The organism is Bacillus sp. CH140a_4T, assembly GCF_008923725.1.
Lineage (GTDB): Bacteria > Bacillota > Bacilli > Bacillales > Bacillaceae_G > Bacillus_A.
In genome coordinates this window covers 226,226-243,262 of the sequence record NZ_WBPF01000005.1, presented here as the reverse complement: position 1 = coordinate 243,262, position 17,037 = coordinate 226,226, and the positions used below count along the sequence as shown (strand labels likewise).

Annotated in this window: 19 protein-coding genes and 2 pseudogenes; 14 read left to right on the top strand and 7 right to left on the bottom strand. The window is 33.0% G+C overall.

What is annotated here, in order from left to right; all coding sequences use genetic code 11:
* The first annotated feature begins 198 nt into the window (after positions 1-198).
* Both F8162_RS02255 and F8162_RS02250 read left to right on the top strand, forming a co-directional pair.
* A pseudogene (locus F8162_RS02255) lies at positions 199-463 on the top strand (hypothetical protein).
* A 370-nt stretch (positions 464-833) separates the two neighbouring features.
* Positions 834-1,064 carry a hypothetical protein gene (locus F8162_RS02250; protein ID WP_000789031.1) on the top strand — a complete coding sequence of 77 codons (231 nt, stop codon included), beginning with the start codon at positions 834-836 and terminating at the stop codon, positions 1,062-1,064.
* A 260-nt stretch (positions 1,065-1,324) separates the two neighbouring features.
* Here the strand turns inward: F8162_RS02250 and F8162_RS02245 are convergent, their stop codons facing one another.
* Entirely contained in the window at positions 1,325-1,756 is a 432-nt protein-coding gene (locus tag F8162_RS02245; protein WP_151635265.1) for a cytidine deaminase, read from the bottom strand.
* Positions 1,757-1,925: 169 nt separating this feature from the next.
* Between F8162_RS02245 and F8162_RS29405 the strand changes: the two are divergent.
* The 8 genes and pseudogenes from F8162_RS29405 to dltD form a co-directional block, all read left to right on the top strand.
* A pseudogene (locus tag F8162_RS29405) lies at positions 1,926-2,009 on the top strand (ankyrin repeat domain-containing protein); the annotation flags it as partial.
* Entirely contained in the window at positions 2,006-2,596 is a 591-nt protein-coding gene (locus F8162_RS02240; RefSeq protein WP_151635267.1) for a DJ-1/PfpI family protein, read from the top strand. The pseudogene F8162_RS29405 and the gene F8162_RS02240, both read left to right, overlap by 4 nt.
* A gap of 394 nt (positions 2,597-2,990) precedes the next feature.
* On the top strand, positions 2,991-3,347 hold the full coding sequence (locus tag F8162_RS02235; protein WP_151635269.1) for an FtsB family cell division protein: 357 nt from the start codon (positions 2,991-2,993) through the stop codon (positions 3,345-3,347).
* A 259-nt stretch (positions 3,348-3,606) separates the two neighbouring features.
* Positions 3,607-3,933: a DUF3870 domain-containing protein gene (locus tag F8162_RS02230; RefSeq protein WP_151635271.1), complete on the top strand. Its 327-nt coding sequence runs from the start codon at positions 3,607-3,609 to the stop codon at positions 3,931-3,933.
* 156 nt (positions 3,934-4,089) lie between these two features.
* Complete coding sequence (locus F8162_RS02225) at positions 4,090-5,151, top strand: dipeptide epimerase (protein WP_151635408.1); 1,062 nt, start codon at positions 4,090-4,092, stop codon at positions 5,149-5,151.
* A 39-nt stretch (positions 5,152-5,190) separates the two neighbouring features.
* Positions 5,191-6,192 (top strand): C40 family peptidase, encoded by a 1,002-nt coding sequence (locus F8162_RS02220; RefSeq protein ID WP_151635273.1) that lies wholly within the window; start codon positions 5,191-5,193, stop codon positions 6,190-6,192.
* Positions 6,193-6,212: 20 nt separating this feature from the next.
* Positions 6,213-7,835 carry a peptide ABC transporter substrate-binding protein gene (locus F8162_RS02215; protein ID WP_151635275.1) on the top strand — a complete coding sequence of 541 codons (1,623 nt, stop codon included), beginning with the start codon at positions 6,213-6,215 and terminating at the stop codon, positions 7,833-7,835.
* Between the two features lie 441 nt (positions 7,836-8,276).
* Positions 8,277-9,458, top strand: a complete 1,182-nt coding sequence (dltD, locus tag F8162_RS02210; RefSeq protein ID WP_151635277.1) for a D-alanyl-lipoteichoic acid biosynthesis protein DltD — start codon at positions 8,277-8,279, stop codon at positions 9,456-9,458.
* Positions 9,459-9,496: 38 nt separating this feature from the next.
* Here dltD and F8162_RS02205 read toward each other — a convergent pair whose 3' ends face one another.
* Both F8162_RS02205 and F8162_RS02200 read right to left on the bottom strand, forming a co-directional pair.
* Positions 9,497-9,721, bottom strand: a complete 225-nt coding sequence (locus tag F8162_RS02205) for a hypothetical protein (RefSeq protein WP_061664649.1) — start codon at positions 9,719-9,721, stop codon at positions 9,497-9,499.
* A gap of 166 nt (positions 9,722-9,887) precedes the next feature.
* Entirely contained in the window at positions 9,888-10,493 is a 606-nt protein-coding gene (locus F8162_RS02200) for a DedA family protein (RefSeq protein ID WP_151635279.1), read from the bottom strand.
* A 445-nt stretch (positions 10,494-10,938) separates the two neighbouring features.
* Here F8162_RS02200 and F8162_RS02195 point away from each other — a divergent pair, with 445 nt between their 5' ends.
* Positions 10,939-12,339 carry an HD domain-containing protein gene (locus F8162_RS02195; protein WP_151635282.1) on the top strand — a complete coding sequence of 467 codons (1,401 nt, stop codon included), beginning with the start codon at positions 10,939-10,941 and terminating at the stop codon, positions 12,337-12,339.
* Between the two features lie 132 nt (positions 12,340-12,471).
* On the opposite strand, the gene F8162_RS02190 is transcribed toward F8162_RS02195, so the two are convergent.
* Positions 12,472-13,236: a DUF1836 domain-containing protein gene (locus tag F8162_RS02190; protein WP_000447227.1), complete on the bottom strand. Its 765-nt coding sequence runs from the start codon at positions 13,234-13,236 to the stop codon at positions 12,472-12,474.
* 258 nt (positions 13,237-13,494) lie between these two features.
* Here F8162_RS02190 and F8162_RS02185 point away from each other — a divergent pair, with 258 nt between their 5' ends.
* The 3 genes from F8162_RS02185 to F8162_RS02175 all read left to right on the top strand — a co-directional run bounded on the left by F8162_RS02185 (position 13,495) and on the right by F8162_RS02175 (position 15,119).
* Positions 13,495-13,944 carry a hypothetical protein gene (locus F8162_RS02185; protein WP_063259931.1) on the top strand — a complete coding sequence of 150 codons (450 nt, stop codon included), beginning with the start codon at positions 13,495-13,497 and terminating at the stop codon, positions 13,942-13,944.
* Positions 13,932-14,240: a YxcD family protein gene (locus tag F8162_RS02180; protein ID WP_098304834.1), complete on the top strand. Its 309-nt coding sequence runs from the start codon at positions 13,932-13,934 to the stop codon at positions 14,238-14,240. The genes F8162_RS02185 and F8162_RS02180 overlap by 13 nt, the downstream gene beginning before the upstream one ends.
* A 156-nt stretch (positions 14,241-14,396) precedes the next feature.
* Positions 14,397-15,119 carry a hypothetical protein gene (locus F8162_RS02175; protein ID WP_151635284.1) on the top strand — a complete coding sequence of 241 codons (723 nt, stop codon included), beginning with the start codon at positions 14,397-14,399 and terminating at the stop codon, positions 15,117-15,119.
* Positions 15,120-15,177: 58 nt separating this feature from the next.
* On the opposite strand, the gene F8162_RS02170 is transcribed toward F8162_RS02175, so the two are convergent.
* The 3 genes from F8162_RS02170 to F8162_RS02160 are packed head-to-tail and all read right to left on the bottom strand — an operon-like array spanning position 15,178 to position 17,020.
* Positions 15,178-16,422 carry an NAD(P)/FAD-dependent oxidoreductase gene (locus F8162_RS02170; RefSeq protein WP_151635285.1) on the bottom strand — a complete coding sequence of 415 codons (1,245 nt, stop codon included), beginning with the start codon at positions 16,420-16,422 and terminating at the stop codon, positions 15,178-15,180.
* Complete coding sequence (locus F8162_RS02165; RefSeq protein ID WP_151635287.1) at positions 16,419-16,751, bottom strand: (2Fe-2S)-binding protein; 333 nt, start codon at positions 16,749-16,751, stop codon at positions 16,419-16,421. Before F8162_RS02165 ends, F8162_RS02170 begins: the two co-directional genes overlap by 4 nt.
* Positions 16,748-17,020 carry a (2Fe-2S)-binding protein gene (locus tag F8162_RS02160; protein WP_151635289.1) on the bottom strand — a complete coding sequence of 91 codons (273 nt, stop codon included), beginning with the start codon at positions 17,018-17,020 and terminating at the stop codon, positions 16,748-16,750. The genes F8162_RS02165 and F8162_RS02160 overlap by 4 nt, the downstream gene beginning before the upstream one ends.
* Between the last annotated feature and the right edge of the window lie 17 nt (positions 17,021-17,037).

Sequence of the window (17,037 nt, the reverse complement as noted above, 5' to 3'; positions counted from 1 at the left end):
CTATCTATGAATACAAGGCAGTTGATACAATATCGGCTGCCTTCTTTCAATTGTATATTACTTACATGTAATTACGTTTCCTTTGTCCAAGCATTCTTCTACTAAATACATATACTATTTATATTAAAGGCAGTCATTTATTTAAATAGAACTGTTATTTTTCTATAAATGATATTTTAGAGAAGTAGGGGGATAAATTTGGAGAACGAAGCACAAGATAGAATTGAAAATCAAGTGTATTCAAATCGGGTATTAAGATCAGAATTTGATGCGAATTGGGAAACCTGTATATCAAAAAGTGGGTATATAATTTATGTGGCAACAAGTAACAATGCTGAAGTAATAGTACTTCTTGCAGATGGTTCAAGTAAATTATTAATTTTTGAAAAAGGCGGTAAAGTAGTAGTAGGCGGTGGTGGAACAAGTCATTACAGTAAGCCTCCATATTGCAAGAAATATTTAAGGTAGAACATGTATTTGAGAAGAAGCTGGAAAACGGTTCGTCATTCATGTTTAGAGCATGTATGACGAACCGTTTTTTATTTATATAAATCATTTTAGAAGAATTTGATTTATTACAAATGAATCGGAGGATCAGGAAATTAGAGGGGAATTGTACGGATAAGAATTCGAATTATAATATAAGTTTGGAAGAAACATATAAGCAATTTAAAAAAGCATTTCCTATTTCGAGAAATGCTTTTTCTATGTTATAGTATAATAGTGTTTTAAAACGATGTTATTTTAATACATTTCAAATTTTGTTGTGTATTATTTTTATATTAAATTAGTTGTTTAATTATTTTTTTATATAAGGAGTAATAATTAGAGAAATGAAAAATATAGACTTTATACTAGAAAGTGACGAGGCATTAAAACCGTCTGAACGATTAGTACTATTATTATTAGAGAAGCATAGAATGTTATATACGAACGATCTATTAGCATTATCTAATTTATCATATAAAACATTAACGGATTCATTAACGGCGCTAGTTTTAAAATCATATGTATTAAAGGAAACAGGTAAGGGAAGAAGACAGAATTGTTATAGATTGGTATGATAAAACTGCTGATTTTAGAGGGTTTATATTAATGTTTTTCGAATGTAAGGATAATTATAATTTTAGTTTTCGAATGAAAAACATAATGCAACACATAATTAAATATTTGGATTTCATTTTTGTTAATGTAATTCTATTATTATTAAAAATAGAAAAATAAAATAAACTGCATAAAAAAGAATTAGAAAAACAATCCATTTTTAAAACGGATTGTTTTTCTATTAGAATAATATTATTTGATATGTTGAAAGTATGAATGATTATTCTATGTCGCTTGTATACTTTTCAGGTAATAATTCCATTACGTTACATTTTACAAGCTCACCATTATAAGAAAGTATAACGTTCGTATTTTTTCCATAATCACTTATTAATTCTCGACACATACCGCATGGAGCAACAACCCAACATTTTTGTATATCTTCATGAGGGTGTGGGTGAGCAACTGCTACAATGGTATCAAATTCATGATCGCTTTCTGAAATAGATTTTCCAATCGCCATAGCTTCACCACACACTGTTATTCTTCCAACGTTCGCTTCAACATGCACTGCTGCATAAATATTACCTGTTGTAGTTCTTACAGCTGAACCGATATGATGACGGCCATATCTATAGTTTTTTTCGATTACTTTTTCAGCAGCTGTAATTAAATCATAGTCTTCACTATTTAAAGGCATTACTTGTAACATAGTTTCTCCTCCGTATTAAACATGATTATTTTTATTTTAACAGAAAATTTTAATATTTAAAATAAAAGATAGAAATTAGAACGATAATATTATTATGTAAACTGTTGTGTTAAAAGGAAAATATAATAATCAATAGAACATATAGAAGAGTATGCTTAAATATTTGAAAGATGGGATAGCAGCATATGATATTGCATTAGAAAAAGGATACGAGCACCTTTTACAACATTTAAAACAGGAAGTGAATGTATGATAAATAAGTGGAGTGTAGGCATATTTTTATTTAATGAGGTAGAAGTGTTAGATTTTGCAGGGCCTTTTGAAGTTTTTTCTGTAACCGAAGCAGATGAAAAAAAACCATTTACTGTTTATACAGTTAGCCAAAATGGAGAAATGATTACAGCAAGAAACGGATTAAAGGTACAGCCAGATTATAGTATTGAAGATTTACCACCAGTTGATATTTTAATCATACCAGGTGGTAAAGGTGTTCGGGAAAGTGAAGTGAATAATGAAACTATAATAAATTGGGTCCGACAGCAAATGAAAGAAGTAAAGCTAATGACTTCAGTTTGTACGGGGGCGCTATTACTTGCGAAAGCTGGTTTACTGGAAAATTTAAAAGCAACAACGCATTGGGCTAGTATTCAAACTTTCAAAAAAGATTTTCCGAATGTAGAAGTAATGGAGAATGTGAAATTTGTAGATGAAGGACACATTATTACATCGGCAGGTATTTCAGCTGGTATTAACATGTCATTTCATATTGTGAAAAATTTGTTAGGTGTGGAGATTGCTGCGGAAACAGCCAAAAGTATGGAATATGATATTGATTTGTAAAATAAAAAAGTCCAATTTGGGCTTTTTTATTTAGCAAAGTTTCTTAACAGGTGATCTATGCTCAAAAATTTAGTTCAGAAACAGTAATTTTAGTTTTAGCGAATATACGACAATTTATCTTTTTTCTCCTTGTAAGCATGTTATTACAAGGAGAAATTTCGTATGTAAAAAAACTCTTCTACAATAGTAGAAAAAGAATAACAGAAACTACTATTTTATTGCAGCATACATAAAAAAATTCAATGTAAATATGGAAATGTCGTCGAATGCTATCTTTAATTGGTTAATTTGTGAGATATTTTTGTGAAGGAGCTTATTTTATAAGAATAGAATTAAAGTTAGTAAGAGATTATGCCGATGGTAGTGAAAATATATGTGTTAGGGGGATTTCATAATGAGGAAACTCAAGCGAATAAATGTTCCTAATATACAAGAACAACTATCACAGTCTAATGAGAATCGAGCAATTAATAAGAAAAAACTAAGGCGATTTATATTCATGTTTATATTTATTGCGGCGGGTACTTTGTACGTTCAATTTATTTTAACGAAACAACAAGAAATAATCTTGGAAAAAAAAGATACAATAACGAATCAACAAAAACAATTGGTTTCTTTAAAGAAAAATCAGGCTTCTTTAAAGACTAACATAGAAAATTTAACAGATGATGAGGAAGAAATTTTGAAGTTTGCGAGAAAAGAATATCAGTTTTCTAAGTCAAATGAAACTATATTTGTGTTGCCGAAGTAGTGTAGTAGAACAGTTAGCGATAGCTAACTGTTTTTTCATGTATGAATGGCATGGTACAAGAAACAATCACATATTGTAAAAATGAAGAGTTTGAGCTGTATTCATAATTATGGAATATATACCAAAATAAATGTTGTTAAAATTCTGTCAATTGCATTATAATATAAGGTAAGCGGATACATTTTTTAATCAAGGTTGAGTTTATCACTCATACGACTATTAAGAAAACCGTTATCCCGTATTAGAAAGGAAGATAGCTGTGTACGCTTCAAATACAATTTATGTCGTAGGAGATGCGAAAGCACCTCAAAATAATCCCATTACTGAAAAGTTTAAAAGTTATTTTGTAGCGTTTGTACTTGTTAAGGAGACTGGGGAAATTGTAGATGCAGATTGCTCAGCGACAATTGAATTAACATCACAATTTGTTAAATATTTGTTTCTACATAAAAATATTAACGATCCATTATTAGTAACAGAAATAAAAAAAAGATACTTCGGCTCGTCTCAAAAAGCACTACTTGTAGCATTAAAAGATGCACAGAAAAAATATAATCAAATCGCTGCTTTGTCTACCTATTCCTAGACAAAATCCAGCCATAAGAATCTTCTTATGGCTGGATTTTTTTATTTCACATTTATGGGCAGTAACTTTCTTACATGAAAAGTAAGTGATTAATTGCCCGTAAAAACCTAATTTATTTTTGTGGATTAAGGTTCCACTTTGTCAGACCATGAAAGGATGAACAATATGAAAATCACTGATGTAAAAGTAAATCGTAGACGTGTTAATCTTCACACACCGTTTAAAACAGCGCTTCGTACCGTAACTGAAATAGAAAGTATAGATGTATATATTCATACTGATGAAGGAATTTTTGGCAAGGGGGCTGCAGCTGCAACACCCGTTATTACAGGTGATTTCGCTAACGGGATTGAAGAGGCAATTTTAGGGCCGATGCGGTCCTGTTTAATTGGTCAAGATATCATTCAATTTCAGAGGTTACTACAGCACATTCAAATGAGTTGTATTGGGAATCCAAGTGCGAAAGCGGCGGTAGATATCGCTTTATATGATGTGTATTGTCAATATCAAAACGTTCCACTTTACGCATTATTAGGCGGGAAGAAAGAAATTCATACAGATATTACTGTTAGTGTAGATGAGCCTATCATTATGGCGAAAGAGGCAAAGAAACATGTAGAAAAAGGATTTCAAACTTTAAAAATTAAAGTGGGGAAATCTGCTCCTTTAGACTTAGAACGTATTGAGGCGATTCGAAATAGCGTACCCAAAAATACGACGTTACGATTAGACGCAAATCAAGGGTGGACTCCAAAAGAAGCAGTTTCTATCATTAAAGAAATGGAAAACCGCAATTTAAATATTGAATTTATTGAACAGCCTGTTCATGCGAAAGATTGGAATGGATTAAAGTACGTCAAAGATCATGTACAAACGCCCATTATGGCAGATGAAAGCATATTTTCAGCGAGTGATGCATTGAAAATCGTTCAAGGAGGATATGCAGACTTAATTAATATTAAATTAATGAAATGTGGTGGTATACGTGAAGCGTGGCGTATTGCCGATATCGCCGAAACAGCTGGTGTAAAATGTATGGTCGGTAGTATGATGGAAACTTCAATTTCTGTTAATGCTGTAGCCCATTTAGCAGCTGCCCATCCTAATATTCATTACTTCGATCTCGATGCACCGCTTTGGTTAATGGAAGAACCAGAAGGAATGACTTATTCTGGGTCAAAGGTAAACCTTCAATCGACAGTGAATAGTAAATCTTAGGAGAAAAGACTAGTAAACTATCTTTTAAGGGGGATATGTATGAAAAAAGTAGGAACTGCATTTTTAACAACTTTATTTATATTTTCATCGTTTACATCAGCAAATGCTGAAGAAAAGAAAGATAGTAAGGCGTTTATCGATGTATCTGCTGCAACACTTTGGACTGCACCTGATTCATTACGGCCAATTGATGCACCGAGCGCTACAAATCCAGTTGATTTGTGGAAGTGGACGAAATCAATGACGCTTGATGAGAAACTTTGGTTAACAAATGCAAATAAACTAGAAACACAAGCGCTATTAGGTCAAGAAGTAACAGTTGTTGATAAAAAAGGGGACTGGGTGAAAGTGTTAGTCCATGGTCAGCCAACGCCGCGAAATGAAGAAGGCTACCCAGGATGGATGCCTGAAAAACAGTTAACATATAATCAAGAATTTGCAGATAAAACAAATGAACCTTTCGTATTAATAACGAAACCGACAGCCATTTTATATATAAATCCTTCTGAAAAACATAAATCGCTTGAAGTGAGCTATAATACGCGACTGCCGCTACTTAGTGAAGATACGATTTCATATCGCGTGTTGTTACCAAACGGACAGAAAGCTTGGCTACGAAAAAATGATGGCACGGTTTACCGTTCTCAAAATGATATTCCACCCCCGGCGGCCGATGATTTAATAAACACTGGAAAAATATTTTTAGGGTTACCTTATATATGGGCTGGTACAAGTGGCTTCGGATTTGATTGCTCTGGATTTACACATACGATTTATAAATCACACGGTATTACAATTCCACGGGATTCAGGTCCGCAATCGAGAAATGGAGTTGCAGTTGATAAAGAGAATTTACAAAAAGGAGATTTAATCTTCTTTGCACATGATCAAGGAAAAGGTAGTGTTCATCATGTGGGGATGTATATTGGTGACGGAAATATGATTCACTCGCCGAGAGCTGAAAGATCAGTAGAGATTATACCGCTAAATACACCAGGATATATAGAAGAATACGCTGGTGCTCGTCGTTACTTACCTTAAAAAGTAGAGGGGGTTTTCAAATGAAAAAAGTTGTTCGTTACTCATTAGTTAGTACTTTATTAGCTTCTTCATTTCTAGTTGGTTGCGCAAAAGAAAAAACAACGACGAAGCCAAAAGATGAGAAAAAAGTATTACAGTTATTAGAAACAGGTGAAATTCCGTCTTTACATTCAGGGAAAGTAACAGATGCGGTATCGTTTAACGTTTTAAATAACGTAATGGAAGGATTATTCCGTTTATCGAAAAATGATGAAGTAATTGAAGCTGGAGCACAAAAATATGAAGTGAGTCAAGATGGGAAAACATATACATTCCACTTACGTGATGCGAAATGGTCTAACGGAGATCCAGTAACAGCACAAGATTACGTATACGCTTGGAAGCAGCTTATTAATCCAGATACAGCTTCTCAATATGCATACATTGCATACGATGTGAAAAATGCAGAGAAAATAAATAAGAAACAACTAGGGTTAGAGGAATTAGGAGTAAAAGCAAAGGATGATAAAACGTTCGTTGTAGAGTTAGAACATCCTGTACCGTATTTTACGAAACTACTTATTTTGCCGTCCTTCTATCCAATTAACGAAAAATATGCGAAAGAACAAGGTGATAAATACGGATTAGAAGCAAATAAAGTGGTATATAACGGTCCATTTACATTATCGGAGTGGAAGCATGAAGCGAGTTTTACAATGAAGAAAAACGATAAGTATTGGGATAAAAAAGAAGTGAAGCTAGATGAAATAAACTATCAAATTGTAAAAGAAATTTCAACTGCGGTAAATTTATATGAAACAGATAAAGTTGATAGAGCTGTCATTTCAACAGAATTCGTAGATAAATATAAAAATAATAAAGAGCTTAAACAATATACAGATCCGGTTATGTACTTCTTCCGATTCAATGAAAATGTACCGATTCTTAAAAATAAAAATGCACGTCTTGCGCTAAGTACAGTGTTTGATAAGAAAGGACTTGCGAATTCATTTTTAAATGATGGTTCAGTTGCTGCTAACTATTACGTACCTAAAGGGTTTTTAAAAGGTCCAGATAAAAAAGACTTTAGAAGTACAGCAGGTGAGTTTAATAAGACTGATGTAAAACAGGCGAAAGAATATTGGGAAAAGGCGAAGCAAGAAACAGGTACAAATGAAGTAACGCTTGAGTTATTAAACTATGACTTAGAAAACTTCAAAAAAGTAGGAGAATACATTAAAGAACAGCTAGAGAAAAATTTACCAGGCTTAAAGGTAAATGTAAAATTACAACCACATACGCAAAAACTAGTATTAGAGAAGAAAAAAGAATATGAAATGTCACTTTCACGCTGGTTACCGGATTATCCAGATCCAATGACTTACTTAGAAGTATTCCTTTCTGGAAGCAGTGTGAACAACACGGGATATGCAAACCCAGAATATGATGCGTTAATTAAGAAGATTAAAACAGAATTAGGTAATGATGAAAAATCTCGTTGGAAAGCAATGCAAGATGCTGAGAAAATGTTACTTGATGACGCAGTAATTGCACCAGTATTCCAGCGAGGATTATCGTACTTACAAAAGCCATATGTGAAAGATTTATATGTACATCAATTCGGTCCAGCTACAAGTTTAAAATGGGCAGATGTACACAAATAAAGGTATGGGGAAACAGACTACACATGTGTGATAGTCTGTTTTTCTTATTTAAAGTTAGATATATAGTTTATGGTATGATTTACTAGGATATAAACAGTGTTCGGAAGGCAATGATGTTGAATATAGTGGACGTATCTTATTTTGAATTTAATTCATCATCTGATGGGTTATAGACATTTTATATGTTTTTTCGCTGTTTAAAAATAAAATTATTACATAAATTCCAGTGTGAAATTTATGTAGAATCTTGTATAATTAACGTGTTTCTATGGAAACATTTTCTTGTGCTATTTATATAGGACTTAATAGAACAAGGAAAGAAATACATACATGTATATAATAGATAAATAGAATGGAACATGTATAGAGAAAAAGGAGAGAAATGATGGCGTGTCAAAAACAAGGGTTACAATTTAATAGCGATAGAAAGAGGAAGAGACGATGAAAATGAAGCATGCTTTTGGTCCCATAATTTTAGCGTGTGTGCTTTTTTTTATTATCATACTCATTCCATCGAAAAGTTTAGTATCACTTATTAGTGATAAAAAGGTAGAAGATGCGGCAACTTCCTTACAAAAAGAAAAATTGCAAAGTGTTTTCTTGCAGCAAAAAATGTTAGGGGATTCCCAGTATTTACCGATGTATGGTTCATCTGAATTTTTACGAATGGATGCATATCATCCGTCTAATTACTTTAAAGTAAATCCCGCAGGTTTTACACCATATTTAATGGGAATTGGCGGTACGCAAAGTTTAGCTCATATATTGAATATGACGTCTACGATGGATGGATTAGAAGGTAAAAAAGTAGTCTTTGTTTTATCGCCACAATGGTTTACAAAGACAGGGGTATCACAGGGGGATTTCACTAACAATTTCTCTAAACAACAAGCATATCATTTTATTTTTAATGATGAAATAAATTCTGAAATGAAGAAGCAAATTGCGAAACGACTATTAGACTATAAAGTTGTTCAAAAAGATGATATATTAAAAAATTCATTAGAAGGTATTGTATATAATGATACGAAACATAACATAAAAGCAGGTTTAGTCAAACCACTTGCTTATATGCATCGAAATATTTTAGATCATAGAGATGTATTTAACTCTTTATTTAAGATTGAACCGATGAAAGAAAAAACAAATATAGGACTACGTTCAATTTCTTGGATAGATGCACGTAAACATGCGGAGGAAGAAGGGAAATTGGAATCTACTACAAACACATTCGGAATTGAAAATCCGTATTACTATAAACATAATTTAAAGAAAAAATTAAAAGGCTTAAAAAACTTTAGAGCAAATGAATCATATGAAGAATCACCTGAATATGATGACTTACAAATTGTTTTAAATATTTTTAAAGAGAAAAATGTAAAGCCACTCTTTATTTCTGTACCTGTAAACGGACCGTGGTATGATTACGCTGGTTTCCCTAAAGAGCGCCGTGAAGTGTATTATAAAAAAGTTCGGGAACAAGTTGAAAAAGCAGGATACCCAGTAGTTGATTTCTCTGGCCATGAATATGATAAGTATTTCTTAAAAGATACAATTCATTTAGGCTGGAAAGGCTGGATTTATTTTGATGAAGCAGTGCAAAACTTTTATACTGAGAAATAAGTGTGGAGAAAAAGGAACGGCTATAAGCTGTTCCTTTTTTAGTATAGAGGATTTTGATGTGGGCAATTCGGAAAGGCATGTATATCTTGGATTTGTCTAAAATCATAATGCTTCATTGCGAACTGCGCTTGATAAAGGTATTCATATACATATAATTGACCATCATGTGCTGAACATAATACACCAGAAGTTCCTTGACCATTTAGGAAGGAAATACCGATAGGGCGTCCAATTAAGTATTGTATTTTTTGTTGCCAATGCATAGGGGAATCACTCCTTTTTTGATAATGTACGAAAGGAATGATGGGATTGTTGCTTATCCATGTAAATGTTAAATTGGAGAACATTTTTGTGATTTTTATAGATTAGTCAATTTCAATAAAAAACCGCTAACATTCGTAATGAATATATAGCGGTTTGTATGTTCACTTAAGCAAGATTTTTACGTTTCTTTGACCATTTTTTTAGGATGAAGTATAGAAGGATAAGTATGACACCGCCAATTGCGAAAGACTTCACATACGGTCCCGCAATATCGTTTATATTCTCCCAATTTTCACCTAGTTTTTCACCTAAATAAATGAATATGATAGACCAAGGAATGATTGCAAGTGCTGTTAATGTAGTGAAGCGTAGTAATGGCATTTTTGTAATACCAGCAGGAATTGAAATCGCATGACGTACTACTGGAATAAAGCGTGCAGTGAAAATTACACCAGTTCCGTAACGATTAAACCAATCTTCAGCTGCATCTATATGTTTTTTATGAATGAAAATATATTTTCCGTAACGTTCTAATATAGGGCGTCCACCGTATCGTCCAAGCCAATAAATAAAGATTTGAGCAATAACGCCGCCAATTGTACCGAATACAACTGCACCTACAAATGAGATACTCCCATTGAATACTAGGAATCCCGCATAAGCAAGGACAATCTCACTTGGGATAATCTCAATCATAAGTCCAAGCATAATGCCCCAATAACCTAATCCTTCAAAAAACGTTAATACTGAATGAATAAAACTACTTACCATTGTTGCACCTTCTAGTTTATGTATTTTTGAATAGGTGAATCTAATACTTAATAACATAAAAGATTCACTATGTGTAGATTATACCTTATTTGTATAGGGGATTGCTATTTCAATTCTTTTATGTCTCCGATAAGTATTATAGTAAATGATAATGTGTTGGAAATTCCCTATTATGATATGGGCATTTAATTTACACAGTGAGAAGGATAATATAAGCATAATAAGAATCAAATTTATGGACCATTTTCTATTTAGGATAGAGATATAATTCGGTTGATAAAAAAGTATTTCAAAGGGTGGCTTATAGGTTCAAGAATTTAAAAATAATTCAAGGAGAATAAAAATATAAATATCTCTTATCAATTAGACAGGTACTTCACTTTCAAATAACGAATTATAATGTTAATAAAATTTTATAGAAAATTAACGTGATGAAGGTGAAAATATGAAAAAAGCATTATTAGACAAGGCCTCATATCTACATAAAGCAGAATTAGAACAATTACATAAAGCTATATTAGTTTCCGAGAAAGCTCATGAAGGCCAATTTCGCGTTTCGGGTGAGCCCTATATTACTCATCCATTTGAAGTTACAGAAATTTTGTTAGATTGTAAGGCAGATATTATAACTTTAGTTGCAGCATTATTACATGATGTGGTGGAGGATACAGATTATACAATTGAGTATATACGTGATATATTCGGTAAAAAAGTGGCTGATATTGTAGAAGGATTAACTAAAATTGATAAAAAACAAATCCGTAATAAAGAAGAGTATGAAGCAACAAATTTAAAGAAATTATTGTTAGCTACGCAAGGAGATATAAGAGTAGCTATTATAAAAGTGATAGATCGTCTACATAACATGAGAACTTTACAGGTGAAAGCTGTAAAGAAACAAGTTCCTTATGCAAATGAAACACTCAAAATTTTCGCTCCGATATGTAAAAGACTAGGGCTATCACATATTCAACACGAGTTAGAAGATTTAGGTTTTTATTATCTTAACCATTCTAAATATAAGGGAATGAAAATTATTTTACAAAATTATGTTAAGTTATTAGAGGGTTTATCTCAAAATATCATGCAAGATATAAATAATTTTTTAAATCCATCTTTAATATTTGAAGTTAACTATGAAGTAAGCCCTATTTATACAGCTTATTCTCGTCTCCAAGATATTCAAGACATTACAGCAGTGTCCAAAATAGTCATCACGGCCTCAAATAATTTAGACTGTTATAAAATATTGGGAGTTATACATCAACTATACCAACCAATTCCATATCAATTTGAAGATAATATAGCAGTTGAAAGTGATGTATTAAACAGATACTTAAAGACTGAAGTGGTGATCAATAACCATGAAATAGTGATATGTATTGAAACAAAAATAAATCAGGAGATACGAGATAAAGGAGTATTTCATGTACTTACAAAAAGTATAACTGATAAGGAGATGCAAAATATAATTCATAAATTGATGGATCATTTTATTAAGACAAATGATCTAGTAACTCAAGATGCGATTGAATTTTATGATTTAGTATCATATGAACTATTCCAAGATAACATTGTAGCATTTACTCCTAAGTTAGATTCCGTGAACTTACCGCAAGGTTCTACTGTAATCGATTTTGCTTTCGCATTAAACCCTGAGAGTGCTAAGTATATGTCAGGTGCTAAAGTTAATGGTATAAATAAACCGATAACAACGAATGTTTCACATCTAGATATTGTTGAACTTGTGGTAACTGAAAACATAAGTAATGTAAGACAGGATTGGTTAAATTTCGCTAATAGTTCAAAAGCTCAATTCGAAATTTATAAAGAGTTACAAAGATGAATGGATTAAATTTATTGAGAAAACTTGTTCGAAATTTAATAGAATGAAATGATCATTTTTGAATTAATAATAGGCGATTATGATTTTTTATAATTATTACCTAAAAAATAGAAGCATTTCTGCTCCTATTTTTTATGGCTTCACATCTAAATTTTGTAAAAATAAAGTTGCAGTTACGTAACGTTTCGCTAACATTTGTACATATGCAGTATGTACAGAAAGAGTGGCGATAATAATCGCGTTACGAATCGCTTCACGTTGCTCGTTATTAATTTGATCGAACTTGCTTGCGATTTTATCTGCTTTTTCTTTTACGATGTTTTCAATTGTATGAACTGTATCTGTTGCATTTAGTTGTAAGCAGTTCCCTTGATTGAGTTCTTCAAATAGAGAAGAGTATGCTCCATATAAATGAACAGGATTGATTAAGTCATCACTTCGATCAGCTGGGTCATTTACGATAAGGCGTAATAGCTTACGAATAGATTCAAAATCAAGTGCTGTTTTTAAATCTTCTACAATGAATAGTAAGGCTGCTTGTTCAATTGAATATTTTTTCCCTTTTTGTGGAGAGCCAATCATTTCTTTTATATCTCGTTTCACCCAGTTTTGCATAGCTGTTACTGAGAAACTTGTATTTTCAATTTGATTTCCAAGCGCAACTATTTCATTTAATGAAAAACCAACGTCTGTATCGTCAATTTTAATTAGTTTTTCAAAAATAGGTGAAAGTGCGGTAGTAATAAAAGCAGTAACGCTTTGTCCGCTTTCAATATCTTTTTTATGTGACTTCGCCCACGCTTCTTGTAAAATACCGAGAGGCTTTTTCGTATTCCATCCTCTTAGTGATAGAAGAAGGGTAGCCATTTCGTTTCGTGTGAGATGAAATGTTTCCATCTTTTCACCTCCATAAATAATAAAAGTTCTTATGAACCTATAATATGTTTTGTTTCATTTAAAGTCAATTCTGTTTTGCTTAATTTTTCCTTATGTCATAAAACTGTCGGAAGTAAATAATACTTGCATATTTCGACAAAAGTTCATATAATAAGTTCATAAGAACCTTTAAAATGTTTTTAAAATAAATCTATCATTCTACATTTACGAGAAAGATAGATTTCACATATATCTATATAAAAGGAGAATGGATATAATATGTTGAAAAAACTTGTAGCAGTCATGACAGCATTCATGGTTATCTTTGGAGCTAGTAGCTTCATGTTTGTAGATCACGCAGCAGCGAAGAGTTACAAATCTGGTAAAAAATCTTACACACCAAGTTCTGGTCAAAAGTCAAAAGTTGATTTGAACAAAAAAGATAATAACGTGAATTCACAAAAAACGACAACAGACTCAAAAACAAAAGCAACAAACACAGCACCAAAAAGTAATAAAGGAAGCTTTATGAAAGGTTTATTACTAGGTGGTCTTGGTGGTTTACTAATGGGTAGCTTATTTGCAAATATGGGAGCTCTTGGTTCTGTATTAGCGTTTATGGTAAATATGTTAGTAATGGCTGGTATCGTAATGTTAGCAGTTCGTGCATTTAAATACTTCAAAGATCAACGTAAGAAAAAGGAAGATGAAGTAGCATGGAAACAATAAAAATTTCTGAACAAGAACTTATCAATGCGCTTTGCGTATATATCGCTGAAAAAAGACAAGTCGGTCCAGAAGAAGTTTTAGTTGAACTAATGTATGACGATGACTATGGTTTCTCTGCTGAAGTAGAGGTAAATGGTCGCAAACAAATTTTAATTCAAGCGAACTTAATCGAAGCATTGCGCTTATTACTTGACAGAGAATATAATGTCAATTCATTTGCAGCAAGATTACAACTTGAATTAGATGATGAAGAAGGCATTTACGCATTAGCGAAATTTAATAATGATGAACAATAAAACTGTTAGAGCCTTATGCTCTAACAGTTTTTTATTTTGATTAATATTATTAGTATGTTTCCTTTTTTGGGATAAAATCCAATTATTAATAAACTAATGAATTGGTAAAAACATGTTATTATAAGCAGGAATATTTTATGTTAATAGGAGGATATAATGAAAAAGAAATTATTAGTAGCATTAGCTGCGGTTTGTTTATCTTTAACTGCTTGTAATTCAACAGAACAAACAAAAGATGTACAAACGAACGAAAAGAAAGATAAGAATGTGGAACAACAAACTGCAACTACTAGCCCAAAAGCTAAAGAAATTACAGAGAAAAGTACAGTAGAAAGATTATCTCAAGATAATAATGTTTCATTAGAAGGTGATGGTGAGAATTCTTCTGACTTTTTCGAATTAAAATCTGGATTTGTCATTGCTGAGGTAGAACATACAGGAGAAAGTAATGCGATTCTTGAGTTGAAAGACGAACAAGGTAATGACGCTGGTTCACTTTCAAATTTTATTGGTAATGGAAAAGAAAAAAGGTTAGTTCTCGTAAAAAAGAGCGGTAAATATTTCATCAATCCTACAGCGGATGGTCATTGGAAAGTCAATATGTCACAGTCTATTCCAATGGATAAAGTAATAACAACTCCGGGAACAATTAGTGGCCATGGATCTGATGCTGTTTTTGTAAAACTTGAAAAAGGCTTGAAAGAGTTACATGGTGTACATATGAACGGTGAAAGTAATTTTATTGTTGAATTAAATGATAGTATAGTATTTAATGAAATTGGTGCAGCTGATACAACGAAAAAAATGCCTGTAAAAGAAAATGGCATACATATTTTCACTATTCAAGCAGATGGTGATTGGACAATTGAAGTGAAATAATTTGAAAAGCTCCCCTTATTATTGGTGATAAGGGGGGCTTTTTGTTATAGAAAGTATATTAAATAATTTCTTGTTGTTTATATGAAGTATCCTTTTTAGAATGAAAATCACGCCAAATCTCATTTATCTTCCGTCTACCAACATCAACCATCGGGTTAAACTGAATGGCAGCTTGTTGACGCACAGTGTGGACATTTTGAATTGCTTGTCGCAAGTGTTGTTCAACCGAATGAGCTTTTTTATTTGCTTGTTTTACGATTGAATAACCAGCAACAGTTCCTTGTGCCATTGCGATTTTCCCGCTTTCAATGCCAGTTATATTACCCGCTACAAATAAACCAGTAAGAGGGGTTTCCATTGTTTCGGAATGGAGAGGTACGTGCCCGCCTAATTCCGGAATGTAACGGAAAGGACAACCAGCTACAGCGGCTAACTCAGCAAGAGGGTATAAGCCGCCGGCAATACAAACGAAGTCTGCCTCATATATTTGTTCCGTTCCAGTTATGATGTTTCCTTTCGTATCAATATTAGCAACACGTACACCTTCAACTTGATCTGTACCGATAATTTCAAGAGCTGCTTTTCGGAGGTGAAGAGGTGTGCCATTTATTTTCATACCGTTATTTGGATAGAAGTTTAATCCAGCTTGTTTCGCCCAATTATATTTCATCAATCGACTACCTATACGTAATAAAGGTGACGGGGCAAGGTGGGCAGCATGTAATAAAGAGTTTAAAACTTCTTCTGGTTCACCAGCCTTTTGACTTAATTCGCTTTTTTCAGGAAGTACGATATGTTCGACTTTAATACCTGCTAATTTTAATTCATTTAAAATAGCGAATGACAAAATGTTAGCACCAATAATTACTCCTTTTCGCCCAACTTGAACGCGATGTACATTTGTCATTACTTGGGCTGCTCCGATTGACATGACTCCTGGAAGTGTCCAACCAGGAAGGGGGATAGAGTACTCAGCAGCACCAGTAGCAAGTAAAACGAAAGGTGCTTCTAACGTACCGATATTCGTATGTACGAACCAAGAACTTTCATCTTTATCTAAATTATAGACGGAAATGCCACATCGAATATCAACTGAAAGTGATTTTGCTTCTTCATGAAGTCGTTTTGATTCTTCTATCCCATTCCACCATTCTCCAGTAGGTTCTTGATGTAATTGTCCTAACAATCTTCCGCCAGGCTTCATAAATTCATCAATAACAAGTACATTCAGTCCAAATCGAGCGCAAGAGATGGAGGCTGATAAACCTGCTGGTCCAGCTCCGATAATAATGACATCATTCATCGCTTTTTCACCATCTCTCTCACGATATTTGGATGCTGTTTACCACTATCAACAACCATGTTGTCTTCTACAACGGTTAAGCATGCGCGTACGTTCGTTTGATTGTTTACTGTGACGCGGCATTCAGAACAATGCCCAATATTACAGTAAATACCTCGCGGTGTTCCGCTATCTTCATGCACTCTTAATGTTCGTATTCCGTTTGCGAGTAAAGCGGCCGCAATCGTTTCATGTTCATAGGCTTCATATTGTTGCCCGTTAAATTGGAAAGTGATGCGCTTACTATTATTTAAACTCCCTAAAATAGGGTGATGGGTAATTCTATTCATTGATTTTCACCTACCGTTCCAAAGGTAACTGCGCGCACAGGTGGTTGATATTTTAATGGGATTTCATTAGTAGTTACGTCAGGATTTGCACTTTCAATCATTCGATCTATCATCATTCTACATGTGCGACCACCGCAAAATCCCATGCCAGCACGTGTTCTTAGTTTTAATTCTCTTGCCGAGCATTTATATTCAGCAATTGTCGATTGAAGTTGACCGTATGTAACTTCTTCACATCGACAAACAATTAAGTGATCTTTATTCATCATATGTATTCCTCCTCTAG

Excerpts from the sequence above, each read along its gene's own strand:
- dltD (WP_151635277.1), top strand. The coding sequence starts at position 8,277 with ATGAAAATGAAGCATGCTTTTGGTCCCATAATTTTAGCGTGTGTGCTT.
- F8162_RS02170 (WP_151635285.1), bottom strand. The coding sequence starts at position 16,422 with ATGAATGATGTCATTATTATCGGAGCTGGACCAGCAGGTTTATCAGCC.
- F8162_RS02200 (WP_151635279.1), bottom strand. The coding sequence starts at position 10,493 with ATGGTAAGTAGTTTTATTCATTCAGTATTAACGTTTTTTGAAGGATTA.
- F8162_RS02225 (WP_151635408.1), top strand. The coding sequence starts at position 4,090 with ATGAACAATATGAAAATCACTGATGTAAAAGTAAATCGTAGACGTGTT.
- F8162_RS02250 (WP_000789031.1), top strand. The coding sequence starts at position 834 with ATGAAAAATATAGACTTTATACTAGAAAGTGACGAGGCATTAAAACCG.
- F8162_RS02165 (WP_151635287.1), bottom strand. The coding sequence starts at position 16,751 with ATGAATAGAATTACCCATCACCCTATTTTAGGGAGTTTAAATAATAGT.
- F8162_RS02175 (WP_151635284.1), top strand. The coding sequence starts at position 14,397 with ATGAAAAAGAAATTATTAGTAGCATTAGCTGCGGTTTGTTTATCTTTA.
- F8162_RS02205 (WP_061664649.1), bottom strand. The coding sequence starts at position 9,721 with ATGCATTGGCAACAAAAAATACAATACTTAATTGGACGCCCTATCGGT.
- F8162_RS02185 (WP_063259931.1), top strand. The coding sequence starts at position 13,495 with ATGTTGAAAAAACTTGTAGCAGTCATGACAGCATTCATGGTTATCTTT.
- F8162_RS02235 (WP_151635269.1), top strand. The coding sequence starts at position 2,991 with ATGAGGAAACTCAAGCGAATAAATGTTCCTAATATACAAGAACAACTA.
- F8162_RS02190 (WP_000447227.1), bottom strand. The coding sequence starts at position 13,236 with ATGGAAACATTTCATCTCACACGAAACGAAATGGCTACCCTTCTTCTA.
- F8162_RS02180 (WP_098304834.1), top strand. The coding sequence starts at position 13,932 with ATGGAAACAATAAAAATTTCTGAACAAGAACTTATCAATGCGCTTTGC.
- F8162_RS02240 (WP_151635267.1), top strand. The coding sequence starts at position 2,006 with ATGATAAATAAGTGGAGTGTAGGCATATTTTTATTTAATGAGGTAGAA.
- F8162_RS02245 (WP_151635265.1), bottom strand. The coding sequence starts at position 1,756 with ATGTTACAAGTAATGCCTTTAAATAGTGAAGACTATGATTTAATTACA.
- F8162_RS02220 (WP_151635273.1), top strand. The coding sequence starts at position 5,191 with ATGAAAAAAGTAGGAACTGCATTTTTAACAACTTTATTTATATTTTCA.
- F8162_RS02160 (WP_151635289.1), bottom strand. The coding sequence starts at position 17,020 with ATGATGAATAAAGATCACTTAATTGTTTGTCGATGTGAAGAAGTTACA.
- F8162_RS02215 (WP_151635275.1), top strand. The coding sequence starts at position 6,213 with ATGAAAAAAGTTGTTCGTTACTCATTAGTTAGTACTTTATTAGCTTCT.
- F8162_RS02195 (WP_151635282.1), top strand. The coding sequence starts at position 10,939 with ATGAAAAAAGCATTATTAGACAAGGCCTCATATCTACATAAAGCAGAA.